Genomic DNA, 14,377 nt, shown 5'->3' on the forward strand with positions numbered 1-14,377 from the left:
CAGGTGGCTCAGTGCTTAAAGACGATGACGCTGGATAAAACCCTTGTCGAGAAAGTCCTTCCAGCGCCCAAAGAGTCGCCCGCCGGCGCTGTGCCCATGCCAATCCAGCAACGCCCCGCCGTCGCCGGTGGCGAGTAGCGCCAGGCTCTGTCGTTGTGGGCGGTAGCGCTTGAGCGACAGGCCGCGCAGTGCAGCATTCAGGTTATTCGCCAGCACCGGACCCTGGCGTACCGAGTACACCCCGCTCTTGCGTGCACCGGGCAGGCTGGCGCAATCACCCACGGCGAAAATCGTCGGGTGGGTGTAGCTCTGTAGAGTCGGGGCAATCAATACAAAGCCGTTCTCGTCGCAGCCCAGGCCACTGTGGGCCGGCCAGGCAAAAGCCTTGGCACCACTGGCCAGCAACAGCCGCTGGCCGCGCCAGACTGGCTCGTCGCCGCTGAACAGGCAGTCGTTCTCGATGCGGCTGATTGGGCAATCCTCACGCACCCATACACCGCGCTGACGCAGATGGCCGAGGGCGCGCAGGCGCACTCCCGCAGACAAACCATCGAGCAGATGACCGGCACAGAACAGCGCCAGCTGCGGCACCTTTCCGGCCAAGGCCAGCGCCAGCTCGACCCCGGCGGCGCCGCCGCCGAGAATCGCCATGGGCTCTGGCATGGCTTGCCATTGCTGCCAACCAGTCAGGAACTTATCGAAGGGTTTTACCGCCAGCAGATGCATCGCATCCCCGTGTTGCTCGGGAGTGGCAATCTGGGCGCCGACATTCAGCGACAGCCAGCTGGCGTTGAGGGTTTGTCCGTCAGCCAGTTGCACCTGCTGCTGGGCGGCAGAGAGGCTTTCCACTGGACTGATAAGCAACTCGACCTTGGCCGCGCGGCACAGTGCCTGCAGCTCGACTTGGCAATCCTCCGGGCGATGCCGTCCAGCCAGCAGCCCCGGCAGCATGCCGGAATACCAGGCCACCGGCCCGGCGCTGAGCAGGGCGATCCGCCCCGGCGGTCGTTCGACCAACGCCCAGCGCCGCAGTACCCCGAGGTGGGCGTGGCCGGCGCCGATTAACAGCAGGTCATAGTGATGAGTCACGCAGGGCTTCCATGGGTTGCGCTGAGACAGAGCCCGCATGGTAAAGACTTAAGCGCGCGGCTGTCGCCCATCAGGTTGTTTCGATTTAACTGTCCGCGCTGGGCAGGGTGATGTGTTTGACCTGCTGAAACGCCGACAAGCCCCATGGCCCTAGCTCGCGGCCGATACCGCTGGCCTTGCCGCCGCCCCAGGAGGTGTGTGGGTAAATCATCTGCGCCGAGTTGATCCACACATGCCCGGCCTCCAAGGCCGCAGCGACGCGTAAGGCGCGATCACGGTCGGCGCTGACCACGGTGGCGGCCAGGGCGAAGTCGCAGTCATTGGCTTGGCGAACGGCGTCGGTCTCATCGCTAAAGCGACGGGTGCAGAGCACTGGGCCGAAGATTTCCTCGCGCCACAGACGGCTCTCAGCCGGCACATCGGCATAGAGCGTGGGCGCGACAAACCAACCCGGCCCCGGCAGTTGTTGCGCGCCGGCCAGGCAGTGCAGGCCCTCCTGTTCGGCAATAGCGAAATACTCCAGTACCTTATGCAGCTGTGCCTGGCTGGTCATCGGGCCCATTTCACAATTAGCGTCATGCGGGGCACTGATCTTGAGCGTGGCCATGGCGCTGGCCAACCGATCCAGAAGCGCGTCGGCGATGCTGTCCTCGACCAGCAGGCGCGAGGTGGCCGAGCACATCTGCCCGGCGTTCCAGCAGATGCCGGCGATGATCCACTGCACCGCCTGGTCCAGGTCACTGTCGGCAAATACCAGGATCGGCGACTTGCCGCCCAGCTCCAGGGCCACTGGCAGGGTGCGTGCGGCGGCCGCTTGCATCACCTTGCGGCCCACCGCGTTACTGCCGGTAAACGACAGCTTGGCGATCTGCGGATGGTTGACCAGTGCGGCGCCGGTAGTGGCATCGCCCGGCAGCAGGTTGAACACCCCCCCCGGCAGGCCGATGGCGGCGGCGATCTCGCCCAGTTGCAGCTCGATCAGTGGAGTCAGCTCCGAGGGTTTGAGCAGCACGCAGCAGCCTGCGGCCAGTGCCGGGGCGAGCTTCCAGGCGCTGGTGACGAGGGGAAAGTTCCACGGCACGATCAGCCCGACCACACCCAGCGGCTCCAGGCGGGTAAAGGCCTGGTAGCTGTTGTCCGGCAGGGCCACGGCGGCGTTCTGCCGGGCATCCAGGCAGTCGGCCAGGTCGGCGTAATAGGCGAAGGTGGAGATGGCATCGCAGATATCCACTTCTGCCTCATGCCGTGGTTTGCCGCTGTTGCGCATTTGTAATGCGATCAGTGTTTGGCTGCGCGCCTCAATTTCTGCGGCGAAGGCACGCAGATAGTCGGCTCGTTCCCGAGCCGGGCGCTGACTCCAGGCCGGCAAGGCCCGGTGCGCCGCCTGTATGGCAAGGTCGACATCGACGGCCGAGGCGCACGCGACGCTGGCGATCTGTTCGCCGTTACTGGGGTTGAATACAGGCAATTGGCTGGCGCTGCTGGCGGCTTGCCAGACGCCGTCGATAAACAGTTGGGCAGTCATGCATCACCTTGAACGGCTTTTAAGGACGGAAGGGGGAGTATGCGTACACAAGGTCGCGGCTAAAGCCCCTCCCACATGGGCGCGCTTCTGTGGGATGGGCTTTAGCCGCGACTGATATCGGTGGTTCAGGGATGGAACGGGGTGGCCTCCAGCACTTCGATAATCAGCGGGCGGTCACTTGGCGCGTCACGCAGCAGTTCACTCAGGTGTGCGTGATCGCGAGCGCGTTCGGCCATGCAGCCAAAGCCGCGGGCGATGGCGAGCAGATCCGGGGTGTAGATATCCACGCCAATCGGGGTGATGTCGCGGCGCTCCATGTAGCGCTTGATCTCGCCATAGCCGCTGTTATTCCACAGCAGCACGATGATGCCGACCTGGGCTTCAACTGCGCTGGCCAGTTCAGGCAGGCTGAACTGGATGCCACCGTCGCCCATCAGGCTAATCACTGGCCGCGTTGGCTCGGCCAGCTTGGCGCCGATGGCGGCCGGCAAGCCGTAACCGAGGGTGCCGTAACCGGTGGAGGAGTTGAACCAGCGCCGTGCGCCGTCCAGCTCGATCAGGTGATTGCCGCTGTAAACGGTTTGGGTTGAGTCGCCGACAAAGCGCGCATCCGGTAGCGCATCGAGCACCGCAGCGAACAGCTGGCGGTAATGCGCCCAGCCACTGAAGTCTTCGCTCAGCTGGGCCTGGACCGCAGCGGTGCGCAGCGCACCAGGGCTGTTCTCGCGCAGCTCGGCGGGGTTGAATTCGGCCAGCAGCATGCGCATGGCCAGGCGCGCATCGCCCTGTATCGCCAAGCTCGGGCTGAAGTTGCGGTGCAGTTGCTGAGCGTCGATATCGATACGAATCAGTTCGCCGCCGAGCTTGAAGTTGCCATCGAAGACCACGTCGTAATCGGTTTCGCCCAGCTCGGTACCGATCGCCAGCACCACATCGGCTTCCAGCGCTAGTTGGCGTACGGGCACCAGCGATTGGTTGCTACCCAGCAGCAGTGGGTGGCCGGGTGGCAGCAGCCCTTTGGCATTGATGGTCAGCGCGGTGGGCGTATCCAGCGCGGCGGCCAGAGCGCGGGCCTCAGCTTGTGCGCTGACGCAGCCACCGCCGAGCAACAGCAGCGGACGCTTGGCGGTTTTCAACATGGCCGCGGCTTCGCGGATCAGCGTGCGATTGGGCGCTGGGCGCTGGATGCTCGGTTTTGCCTGTACACGCATATGGCTGGCGTCGGCCGTAATGATGTCCAGTGGCAGCTCGATATGCACTGGGCGCGGGCGCTCACCTTCGAATACGGCGAAGGCGCGGGCCAGCACATGTGGCAGCTCCTCGACGCTCATCAGGGTGTGACTGAAGGCCGTGACGCCAGCGGTCATCGCGCGCTGGTTCGGCAGTTCGTGCAGATAGCCTTTGCCCAGGCCGAGACGCTTGCGCTCGTTGACGCTGGAAATCACCAGCATGGGAATCGAGTCGGCGTAAGCCTGGCCCATGGCCGTGAGGATATTGGTCATGCCCGGGCCGGTGATAATAAAGCACACCCCTGGTTTACCGCTGACGCGGGCATAACCGTCGGCCATAAAGCCGGCACCCTGTTCGTGGCGCGGGGTGATGTGGCGGATGCCGCTGCTGGGCAAGCCGCGATAGAGCTCGACGGTGTGCACGCCGGGAATTCCGAAGACGGTATCAACGCCCCAGGCTTCGAGTTGTTTGACGAGAAATTCGCCGCAGGTGGTCATAGAGTTTCCTTTGCGCAGGCCGGGTTGGCACAAGGCAGGCCGAGTTTCCTCGGCCCGCCTGCGAGGCTTTAGCCAACGATCCAGTGCGCCATCAGCGCGATGATCGGCAGGGTAATCAGGGTGCGGATGATGAAGATGGCGAACAGCTCAAGGATGTTCAGCGGCAGCTTGGCCTTGATGATCAGCACGCCGACTTCCGACATGTAGATCAGCTGGGTCAGTGACACGCAGGCCACCACAAAACGGGTCAACTCGCTTTCGATACCCTTGCCCAGTACAGCCGGCAGGAACATATCGGCAAAGCCTACCAGCATGGCTGGCGCGGCCTTGGCGGCTTCCGGCAGTTGCAGCAGCTCCAGCAGCGGCACGATCGGCGCCGACAGCCAGTTGAAGATCGGCGTGTATTCGGCAATCGCCAGGGACACGGTACCGATGGCCATGACCAGCGGCAGCAGGCCGAGCCAGATATCCACTACGTTATGCACGCCGACTTTGACCATCTGCGCCGGCGACGGGTTGGCGTTGGCGCGGTTAACCGCCTGCACTACGCCCCAGCGCAGCAGCGAGGTGCCGGCCGGTACGTCTTCCTTGATCTGCTTGCCGACGCCGGCGACGTACTCGTCCTTCTTCCACGACAGCGGCGGAATGCGCGGGGTGATGATCGCCGCCGCCAGGCCCGCCACCACCACGGTGAGGTAGAAGGGCACGAACAGGTGGTCGAGCTTCATAAAGCTGGTGATCAGCAGGCTGAAGGCAATCGAGGCGACCGAGAAGTTGGTGGCGATCACCGCCGCTTCGCGGGCGCTGTAGAAGCCCTTCTGGTACTGCTGTGCGGTGATCAGCACGCCGACGGTGCCCGAGCCAAGCCAGCTGGCAATGGCGTCGATGGCCGAGCGGCCTGGCAGGCCGAAGACCTTGCGGAACACGTTGCGCACCAGAGTGCCGCAGAATTCCATCAGGCCAAAGTCGGTGAGCAGCGGCAGGATCAAACCGGCGACCATGAAGAAGGTGATCAGCACCGGAGCTAGGTCTTTCAGCACCACGCCGCCGGTGTTGGCGTTCCACACCCACTCCGGGCCGAACTGCCAGAAGGTCATGGCGGCAAATACCGCGCCGAGCACGCGCAGGCCAAGCCACAGCGGGCTGAGGTTGAACATCTCGTTAAGTGTCGGGCGTGCGGTCAGCCACTTGGGCTTGAGCGCGCTGGCGAACAGGCCGAGGGCCGCGGAAAACAGCAGCAGGCCAGTGGCGATGGCCGGCAGCCAGGCACTGAGACCAGTCTTCAGGGCATCGGCCATCACACCCAGGCCGATGGTGACTTTGTCCTCGTAGACGATCGGGGTGAGAAACAGCAGCACGCCGAGCAGCGAGGGGATCAGAAAGATCAGCAGCTGGCGCAGGTTGTAGGAGCTGTGAGCGGGCGGCTGGTCATCCAGCAGCGGCATGCTTTGTTCGGAGTTCATCGTGGCACCCTATTTATTGTTGTAGTGCCCGGGCGCTATTGCGCCCGGATTGGATAATGGCCAGGTTCAGCGCTGCTGCACGCCTGGCAAGACGCAGAGCATTTCGTAGAGCAGATTGGCACCGAGCAACGAAGTGTTGCCGGTGGTGTCGTAGGGCGGCGAGACCTCGACCAGATCACCGCCAACCAGCTGCAGGCCATGGCAGCCACGGATGATCTCCATGGCCTGGATGGTGGTCAGGCCGCCGATTTCCGGGGTGCCGGTGCCGGGGGCCCAGGCCGGGTCGATGCCGTCGATATCGAAGGACAGGTATACCGGGCCGCCGCCGACCTTGGCACGCACTTCTTCCATCAGCGGGGCCAGCGACTGGTGCCAGCACTCTTCGGCCTGAACCACACGGAAGCCCTGCTTGCGGCTCCAGTTGAAGTCCTCGGCCGTATAGCCCTGGGCGCGCAGGCCGATCTGCACCACGCGGTCGCAATCGAGCAGGTCTTCCTCCACCGCGCGGCGGAAGGTGGTGCCGTGGGCGATCTTCTCGCCGAACATATGGTCATTCACATCGGCATGCGCGTCGATATGCACCAGGCCGACCTTGCCGTGCTTCTTCTTGATGGCACGGAGAATCGGCAGGGTGATGGTGTGATCGCCGCCCAGCGTCAGGGGGATGATGCCGTACTCGAGAATCTCGTCGTAGGCCTCTTCGATGATGCGGATGGCTTCGGCCATATTGAAGGTGTTGATCGCTACATCGCCGATATCGGCGATATTCAGCGAGTCGAAGGGGGCGGCGCCGGTGGCCATGTTGTAGGGGCGGATCATCACTGACTGGGCGCGAATCTCACGCGGGCCGAAGCGTGTGCCGGAGCGCAGCGACGTGCCGATATCCAGCGGTACGCCGACAAAGCCGACATCCAGCTGACGTTTCTCATCGGGCGTCTGGATATGCGGCAGGCGCATCATGGTGGCGATGCCCCCGAAGCGCGGCATCTCGTTGCCGCCCAGGGGCTGGTGCAGAATCTTGTCCACGGCAGGGCCTCATGGTTGTTGTAGTAATTGTTGGGCCGGATTGTTGGACAGGATGGCGCGGGGAAAAATCGCTGAAGGCAAAAACTTAGTTCAGAAATTTCTAAACTAATAGCCGCCTCTGTAGGATGGGTCGGGCCGCGCAGGTTGGGCGCAGCGATATCCATGCTGGCGCTGTGATGGGTTACGCCGCTGCGCGGCTAACCCATCCTACGATTCACGGTCACGCGGATACGCCGATGAGCCAAGCCCTACCCGATCTCAAGCTGCTGCGCATCTTCGCCAGCGTGGTGCGCCACCAGGGGTTCGCCGCCGCGCAGCAGGAACTCAATCTATCCACCTCGGCGATCAGCACCTATATGAGCCAGCTGGAAAGCCAGCTGGGTTTGAGTCTCTGTCATCGCGGCCGCGGCGGCTTTAGCCTGACCAGCAAAGGTGAGCTGTTTCATCAGGAGTGCCTGCGCCTGCTCGGTGAACTGGAAGGCTTTGAGCGTTACTCGGCGGCGCTCAAGGGCGAACTGCGCGGCACCCTCAACCTCGGCGTGCTGGACTCTACGGTCAGCGACCCGGCCCTGCCCCTGCCCGAGGTCATAGGTGCCTACAGCCAGGAGCATCCGGGCGTGCACCTGCACCTGTCGGTGGTTAGCCCTTACGAACTGCAACTGGCGGTGCTGGATAACCGCCTGGACCTGGCCATCGGTGCGTTCTCCACGCGGATGAATGGCCTGGTCTACCAGCCGCTGTACCGCGAGCAGCATTGGTTGTATTGCAGCGAGCGCCATTCGCTGTTTGCCGAGCGGCGCATCCCCGAGGAGGTGATCGCCCAGCAGCGCATGGTCGGCCGCGGCTACTGGAGCCAGGCGGAACTGGCCCGGCACGGCTTCAAGCACAGCGCGGCGACGGTGGAGTCGATGGAAGCGCAGCTGATTCTGGTGCTGTCCGGCGCCTATATCGGTTACCTGCCGGAGCACTACGCGCAACCCTGGGTCGAGCAGGGCCGGCTCAAGGTGTTGCTGCCGGCGACCTTTGGCTATCAGGCACCCTTCTCGTTGATTTTGCGCCGCGGTCGCTCGCGGGAAGCGCTGATTCAAACCTTCCGCGACCTGCTCAAGGCCCAACTTAATCCAGGCTAATAGGCGTTGAGGGGTTCAGGCTTCTGGCTTCGCCTGATTTAAGGCGCTGCGCGCTGCAACAGTGGTGCAGCGAAGTAGCTTTCGGCCGACTCCCCGGTGTTGTCGCTGTCGGCGGCAAACACCACGCCGAGAATTCTGCGCGGTGCACTGCCAAAGGCGGCAGTGGCATCGGCTGTCAGATTGCGACTTTCGCTGAGCCATTGCTCCAGCGGCGCTTCCGGGCCGCGCAGTACGCGCATTTCCACCGTCTCGGTGTAGGCGCTGCGGGCATGGCTGCCCGGTGCCTGGCGGTTATCCCAGACGTAGCTGAGGGTCGCCGCCGGCAGGTCGGGGTCGAAGAAGGTGCGCGCCAGGCGCAGCTTTTGCCGGGTAACGAAACTCAGCGAGTCCAGCGGGTAATCCAGCAGCACATAGACCCGCGCGGCGTAGTCGTCGCCTTCGCGGGTGGCGAAGCGTGCTTGGTCCAGCTTCTGCTCGGTGCGCCATTGCCAGCTGAGTTGCCAGGGCTGATCGCCGGGCAGGTCCAGCGGATGCAGCAGGCCGCCCGCCGCCGCATCGGCCTGAATGCGCAGCACCGGCTGACCGTCCTGCTCAACCAGCGTGCGCACGGAGGGTTTGAGCTTGGGGATATCCGCCAGGCGCCAGGGTGTTGACCATTCGCCGCTGGGCGGGCCAGCTGTCCAGGGCGTCAGTGGGTTCTCGGCCTGGGCCAGCGGCGTCAGCACCAGCAGGGCCAGCAGTAACCCGCGCATCAGCTGCGGCGCCAGCTATGAAAACGCTCGACCAGGCGCAGCAGGCCTTGCGGAGCATGGGCACGCTTCCATTCGCCGGCAGCATACTTGTTGGCCTCGGCCATGGTCGGGTAGCTGTGGATGGTGCCGAGTATCTTGTTCAGGCCCAGGCCGTGTTTCATCGCCAGTACATATTCGGCGAGCAGCTCCCCGGCATGCTCGCCGACGATGCTTACACCGAGAATCTGGTCCTTGCCCGGTACGGTGAGCACTTTGACAAAGCCGTGGGCTGCTTCATCGGCAATCGCCCGATCGAGGTCGTCGATGCCGTAATGGGTCACCTCATAGGCGATGTTCTGCGCCTTGGCTTCGCCTTCGGAGAGGCCGACGCGGGCGACTTCGGGGTCGGTAAAGGTGCAGGCGGGGATAACCCGGTAATCCACCTTAAAGCGCTTGAAACCTGAGAAGAGTGCATTGACCGCCGCATACCAGGCTTGGTGCGCCGCCACGTGGGTGAACTGGTAAGGCCCGGTGACATCACCGACCGCGTAGATATTGGGGAAGCGCGTGGCCAGGTACTCGTCGACCTCCAGGGTGCCGTTGGGGCGTAACGCCAGGCCCAGCTCCTCGACGCCATAGCCGCTGACATTGGCCACCCGACCGAGGGCCAGCAGCAGGCCGTCGAAGGCAATGCACACCTCCTCGCCGGTATCCAGACGGCGGGCGATCATGCGCTGCTCGCCATCCACCACTTCGAAACGCTCGGCGCGGTGCTGTAGGCGCACATCCACGCCGTCGTTGCGCAGGCTGTTCAAGACAAGCTCGCTGGCATCGGCGTCCTCGCGGGGCAGCAGGCGTTCGGCCAGTTCCACCTGAATCACCTGGCTGCCAAGGCGCTGGAAGGCCTGGGCCAGCTCGCAGCCAATCGGCCCGCCACCCAGCACCAGCAGCCAGCGCGGCTGCTGGCGCAGGCTCCAGATGCTGTCCGAGGTGTAGGCCTGTACCTGCTCCAGGCCGGGAATCTTCGGCACCAGTGGCCGTGCGCCGGCAGCGATGATCAGGTTGCGGCTGGTCAGGGTCTGGCCGTTGACCTCCACGCTCCAGGGCGAGAGGATTTTCGCTTCGCCCTGAATCACCTCGACGCCCAGGCCGGTGTAACGCTCCACCGAATCATGCGGTTCGATGTCGGCAATCACCCGCTGCACCCGCTCCATCACCGCCGGAAAATCCACCGAGCCCTGCACGCCGGTAAAGCCCAGCGCCGCGCCCTTTTTCAGCTCGTTGGCCAGCTTGGCCGAGCGCAGCAGCGCCTTGGATGGCACGCAGCCGGTGTTCAGGCAGTCGCCACCCATCTGGTGCTTCTCGATCAGACTGACCTTGGCCTTTACCGCCGCCGCGATATAGGCGCTGACCAGGCCACCGGCACCCGCGCCGATCACCAGCAGGTTGCGGTCGAAGGTCTTCGGTTTGTGCCAGCCGGCATACACCCGCCGTGCCTGGATCAGGCCAAGCAGCTTGCGTGCGATCAGCGGGAACACCCCGAGCAGGACAAAGGCACCGAGCAGCCCTGGCGAGAGGATGCCGGCCAGCGACTCCAGCTGGCCCAGTTCACGCCCGGCGTTCACATACACCAGGGTACCGGGCAGCATGCCGAGCTGGCTGACCCACCAGTAGGTGCGTGCCGGCAGTCGGGTCAGGCCCATGGCCAGGTTGATCAGAAAGAACGGGAACAGCGGCACCAGGCGCAGGGTGAACAGGTAGAACGCCCCTTCCTGCTCCACACCCTTGTCGATGCCAGCCAGACGCTGGCCGAAGCGGCTCTGCACCCAATCGCGCAGCAGAAAGCGGCTGCTGAGCATGGCCAGCGTCGCGCCCAGGGTCGAGGCGAAGGACACCAGGATAAAACCCTGCAACAGGCCAAATAGCGCGCCGGCCAGCAAGGTCATCAAGGCCGCGCCGGGTAGCGACAGTGCCGTCACCGCGACGTAAGCGAGAAAGAACAGACCTGCCGCGAGCCAGGGCTGCGCGGCCACTTGGGCATTCAGCGCCGTCTGCTGCGCCTTGAGCGCCTCCAGATTGAGGTACTGGCCAATATCAAAGACAAAAAAGCTGCCCAGCAGCGCGAGGATCAGGCCCATCAGGGCCAGTTTGCGGCTATTCATCAGTAAGCGCCTCCAGGGCGCACAGGCTTTGGCACAGGCTGAAACCGTTCAGCAGGGCGTGTTCGGGGCGATCGCTCAGTTGGCCGAGCACCCGTGTACGGTAGGACAACGTCGCCGGACTATCGGCAGGCCACTGGCGGTCGAAGTCGGCGAGAAAAGCAGGGTGGTCGTAGCTCAGCGGCAAGGCTTCGATAAACAGACCATCGCGCTGGCAGCGGTACAACGCTGCCGGGTGCGGCGTTTTGGCGATGCGGCTGAGCAGGCCATAGCGACCGCCGGCAAAGTTCGGCAATCCAGCCGCGCCATTGTTGATCAGCGCGCCGTGCTCAAGGTTCAAGGCCACGGCCGAGCAGGTATGGCTGGTGGCCAACACCTGCACGCTGTTCGCGACGAACCAGGCATCCAGTTGCTGCTGGCGCGCGGAGTCGCTGAGCGATGCCCGCGAGCAGCTCCAGCCGGCCAGGGATTGCTCGTCGCCATGGCTGATCGCCACGCGCTGTCCGGCCACGCTGACCAGCGCCGTGCTGGGTCGTGATGCCAGGCGCTCGGCCATGCCCGGCAAGCCCTGCACGCTGCGGTTCAATTCCTGCTGAATGGCATTGGAACGCTCGACCACCACATCGTCCACTTCCATTGGGTAGGCGCAGCCGCAGCCTGCGCCACTGTCATCGGCTCGGCCCAGCTCGGTTTCGACATTGCCGCGCAGGGCCAGATGGGCGCTGAGGCCCTGCTCGATCTGCTGGAAAATCTCGGGGTCGCGGTCAAACCAGTGGGCGTCGCCGTTAAACACCACGCGTGCTGCGGGTTCGGTGGCCACGCGTCGCTGGACGGCCGCCAGGGCCTGGCGATTGCCATACAGGCCGCCAACCACATAGAGCACGGCGCAGTCGAACAGCGGCTCGCCGCGAAAGGCATCCGCAGTCAGGCGGTAGTCCAGCGGACAGTCGCGGCCGGCGCGCATCAGGCTGTTCCTGCTTTGCGCTGCAGCAACCAGCCGGGCAGCAGATAGCCGAGTACACAGAGCCCGAGGCCATACAGATTGGTGCCCAGCAGCAGCGCGTATTTGCCGTCGCCGATAGCCCAGCTTTGCGGAATCCAGTTCAGGGTCAGGGCTACGCCGAGGCCCAGGCCGGTCCAGAAACTCAGGTGAAAGCCCTGCCGGGTCGGAGTGGTCAGGCCGTGCAGGACAAATACCGGGGCCAGGCCGATCACCATGGTGCCGCTGATGGTGGTGGCCTTGAGGATGTCAGTGCCGGCGATCATCGGCAGGTTGCCGAGCAGGGCGAACACCACCATCACCGCCATGCCCACGCCGATGGCCTTCTGCCCCAGGTCGCGGCCGGCCAGTTTTGGCAGTTCGCGCCCGGCCAGTTTGGCCAGGCTGGAGAAGGTCGAGTCCAGGGTCGAGCCGGCAGCGGAGACCATCACCACGGTCATGATCAATAGAGCAGCAATACCCAGGCTCTTGGCCAGGGCGGCCGGCACATTGTCCGAGGCGGCAATGCCCACCAGCTGCGCATGCACGCCGATCAGGCTAAAGGCGAGAATGGCGATAAAGCCGAGCACACCGGCGATCACGAAGGAGCGGCGCATGGCCTTCTCTTCGCTGATAAAGCCACGGTCGGTCAGTACCGGGTCATGGAAACCGTAGCTGAAGGCTTGCAGGCCGGCGACCAGCAGCAGGTCGACGCCGGCATTCAGTGCCCAGTGACTGGTGCTGGCCAGCTCGCTGGGCGAATGCTGCGGCAGCACCAGACCAAGCACCCAAACCAAGGCAATCACGAAGATCGCCGCCTGCGCCGCGTCGGTCAGGATCGAGCTGCGCAAGCCGCCGCGCAGGCTGTAGGCCAGGGTCACGGCGGTAAACAACAACGCCGAGGCAATAAATTCGAAGCTGCCCGAGTCGCCGTAATAGCCGCCGACCACCGCGGTGTTGCTCCACACCTCGTTGAACAGGCGAATCAGAATCGCGGCGGAAAACGCCAGCGCCGCGCCACGGCCGTAATGGCTGCTGAGAAAGCTCACCAGGCCGGTCGCCGCAAAGCGTCGGCGCAGGCGGTAGATAACAAAGCCGGTAAGCGGAATCGACAGCCAGTACATGGCATAGGCCAGACCGCCGACCAGGCCGTAAGTCGCCCCCAGGTTGGCGGCGTTGGTCACCGATTTGGCGAAGATCCAGCTGATAAAGATGCTCGAGGTGATCAGCCACGGGCTGGCGCTGTGGCCCTGCTTGTCCTCGCCGTTGAAAAAACCGCCGAGGGTCACGGCGCGGGGGGCCAGAGCCAGCATCAGCGCGCCGTAGACCACAAGAAAACCCCAGAAGAACAGGCCGGTCAGACTGGTCGGTTGCATGGATCGATCCTTGTTTGAGGGTTATATCGCCGCTGTAGGGTGTGCTGTGCACACCACGGGTTCAGTCATTGAGCGCGCCACCGCAGCTGGAGCCCTGGCCGGCAGTGCAGGCGTAACAATGATCACGGGTGACGATAGGGTTGCCGGCCAGTGTTGCACCGAGCAGATCGCGCAGATGCGGCCGATCGCGGCCGATCAGTTCAGGCAGCTGCAGCGGCAGATCAAGCATCTGGTTGAAGTCGCAGTCGTACAGGTAGCCCTGCCAGTCGACGCTGACCAGGCTGCGGCACATCAGCGGTTCGAGGTTTTCCGGGCGGTAGCTGTCGCGCAACAGCTGCATATAGCCGTTGAACTGGCCTTTGCTGACCAGTGTGCTGCCAAAGCGCGCAATCGGCTGGTTGGTGATGCACAGCAGGTGGTTGAAGACGATGCCGAAGTCCTCGGCCAGATGGCTTTTGTAATCGGCTTCCAGCGCCGTCTGCGGTGGCGGCAAGCTCGGGCCTTGCGGGTTGTACACCAGGTTGAGGATCAGGCCGCTACCCTGCTGGCCATAGCCCAGGGCGTTGAGCTGTTGCAGGCCCTTGATGCTGGCATCGAACACGCCATCGCCGCGCTGCTTGTCGACGTTATCGCGTGAATAACAGGGCAAGGAGGCGGTGATTTCCACGCCCTGCGCGGCAAGAAACGGCGCCAGGTCCTCATAACCGGGCTCGCTCAAGATGCTCAGGTTGCAGCGGTCGATCACCCGCAGGCCTTCGCGGCGCGCGTGGCTGACGATCTCGCGAAAGCGCGGGTGCATTTCCGGGGCGCCGCCGGTGAGGTCGAGGGTATGCACCGGGTGCGCGTCGATCACCTGATGCAGCAGGGCCAGGCTGTCGTCGGTCATGGCCTCGGTGCGGGTCGGCCCGGCATTCACATGGCAATGCAGGCAGCGCTGGTTGCAGCGATAGGTCAGGTTGATCTGCAGCGCTTCCAGCTGGCCGCGGCGGATGGCCGGGAAGGCCAGTTGGTCGAGCAGGGGAAGCATGGCGTGCACGGTTGGCTCCTTGTTGCTTGGCGACGTGGCAACGCTTTGCGTGCTGCGTGTTCGTCTGTAGCCACTATAGAGACTGCCTGAGCGCTTTTGTTACGGATTGGTCTTGGAGAATCGTTTCGGCGTGTGCAACCTGGGC

11 protein-coding genes are annotated in these 14,377 nt (G+C 64.0%); 1 reads left to right on the forward strand and 10 read right to left on the reverse strand.

Going from position 1 to position 14,377, the window contains the following annotated elements; genetic code table 11:
* Positions 1-15: 15 nt before the first annotated feature.
* From ACIN8IBEIGE_RS06805 to speB, 5 genes are all read right to left on the reverse strand, one after another.
* Positions 16-1,089 (reverse strand): FAD-dependent oxidoreductase, encoded by a 1,074-nt coding sequence (locus ACIN8IBEIGE_RS06805; protein ID WP_256665049.1) that lies wholly within the window; start codon positions 1,087-1,089, stop codon positions 16-18.
* 85 nt (positions 1,090-1,174) lie between these two features.
* Positions 1,175-2,614: an aldehyde dehydrogenase family protein gene (locus ACIN8IBEIGE_RS06810; protein ID WP_160013985.1), complete on the reverse strand. Its 1,440-nt coding sequence runs from the start codon at positions 2,612-2,614 to the stop codon at positions 1,175-1,177.
* Positions 2,615-2,739: 125 nt separating this feature from the next.
* Positions 2,740-4,341, reverse strand: coding sequence for a 5-guanidino-2-oxopentanoate decarboxylase (locus ACIN8IBEIGE_RS06815; RefSeq protein WP_160013986.1), 1,602 nt, complete (start codon positions 4,339-4,341; stop codon positions 2,740-2,742).
* A 68-nt stretch (positions 4,342-4,409) separates the two neighbouring features.
* Positions 4,410-5,804, reverse strand: coding sequence for a YjiH family protein (locus tag ACIN8IBEIGE_RS06820; protein WP_160013987.1), 1,395 nt, complete (start codon positions 5,802-5,804; stop codon positions 4,410-4,412).
* 66 nt (positions 5,805-5,870) lie between these two features.
* Entirely contained in the window at positions 5,871-6,830 is a 960-nt protein-coding gene (speB, locus tag ACIN8IBEIGE_RS06825) for an agmatinase (RefSeq protein ID WP_160013988.1), read from the reverse strand.
* Positions 6,831-7,066: 236 nt separating this feature from the next.
* Here speB and ACIN8IBEIGE_RS06830 point away from each other — a divergent pair, with 236 nt between their 5' ends.
* Complete coding sequence (locus tag ACIN8IBEIGE_RS06830) at positions 7,067-7,960, forward strand: LysR family transcriptional regulator (RefSeq protein ID WP_160013989.1); 894 nt, start codon at positions 7,067-7,069, stop codon at positions 7,958-7,960.
* 38 nt (positions 7,961-7,998) lie between these two features.
* On the opposite strand, the gene ACIN8IBEIGE_RS06835 is transcribed toward ACIN8IBEIGE_RS06830, so the two are convergent.
* From ACIN8IBEIGE_RS06835 to arsS, 5 genes are all read right to left on the reverse strand, one after another.
* Entirely contained in the window at positions 7,999-8,712 is a 714-nt protein-coding gene (locus ACIN8IBEIGE_RS06835; protein ID WP_160013990.1) for a DUF3047 domain-containing protein, read from the reverse strand.
* The gene (locus ACIN8IBEIGE_RS06840) at positions 8,712-10,853 is read right to left on the reverse strand and encodes an FAD-dependent oxidoreductase (protein WP_160013991.1); all 2,142 of its coding nucleotides are present in this window, start codon (positions 10,851-10,853) and stop codon (positions 8,712-8,714) included. Before ACIN8IBEIGE_RS06840 ends, ACIN8IBEIGE_RS06835 begins: the two co-directional genes overlap by 1 nt.
* Positions 10,846-11,814, reverse strand: coding sequence for a hypothetical protein (locus ACIN8IBEIGE_RS06845; protein ID WP_160013992.1), 969 nt, complete (start codon positions 11,812-11,814; stop codon positions 10,846-10,848). Before ACIN8IBEIGE_RS06845 ends, ACIN8IBEIGE_RS06840 begins: the two co-directional genes overlap by 8 nt.
* Positions 11,814-13,205, reverse strand: a complete 1,392-nt coding sequence (locus ACIN8IBEIGE_RS06850; RefSeq protein ID WP_160013993.1) for a sodium:solute symporter — start codon at positions 13,203-13,205, stop codon at positions 11,814-11,816. Before ACIN8IBEIGE_RS06850 ends, ACIN8IBEIGE_RS06845 begins: the two co-directional genes overlap by 1 nt.
* 61 nt (positions 13,206-13,266) lie before the next feature.
* Positions 13,267-14,232, reverse strand: coding sequence for an arsenosugar biosynthesis radical SAM (seleno)protein ArsS (arsS, locus tag ACIN8IBEIGE_RS06855; protein ID WP_218579718.1), 966 nt, complete (start codon positions 14,230-14,232; stop codon positions 13,267-13,269).
* Positions 14,233-14,377 lie beyond the last annotated feature (145 nt).

The organism is Pseudomonas sp. 8BK, assembly GCF_902506475.1.
GTDB lineage: Bacteria > Pseudomonadota > Gammaproteobacteria > Pseudomonadales > Pseudomonadaceae > Aquipseudomonas > Aquipseudomonas anguilliseptica.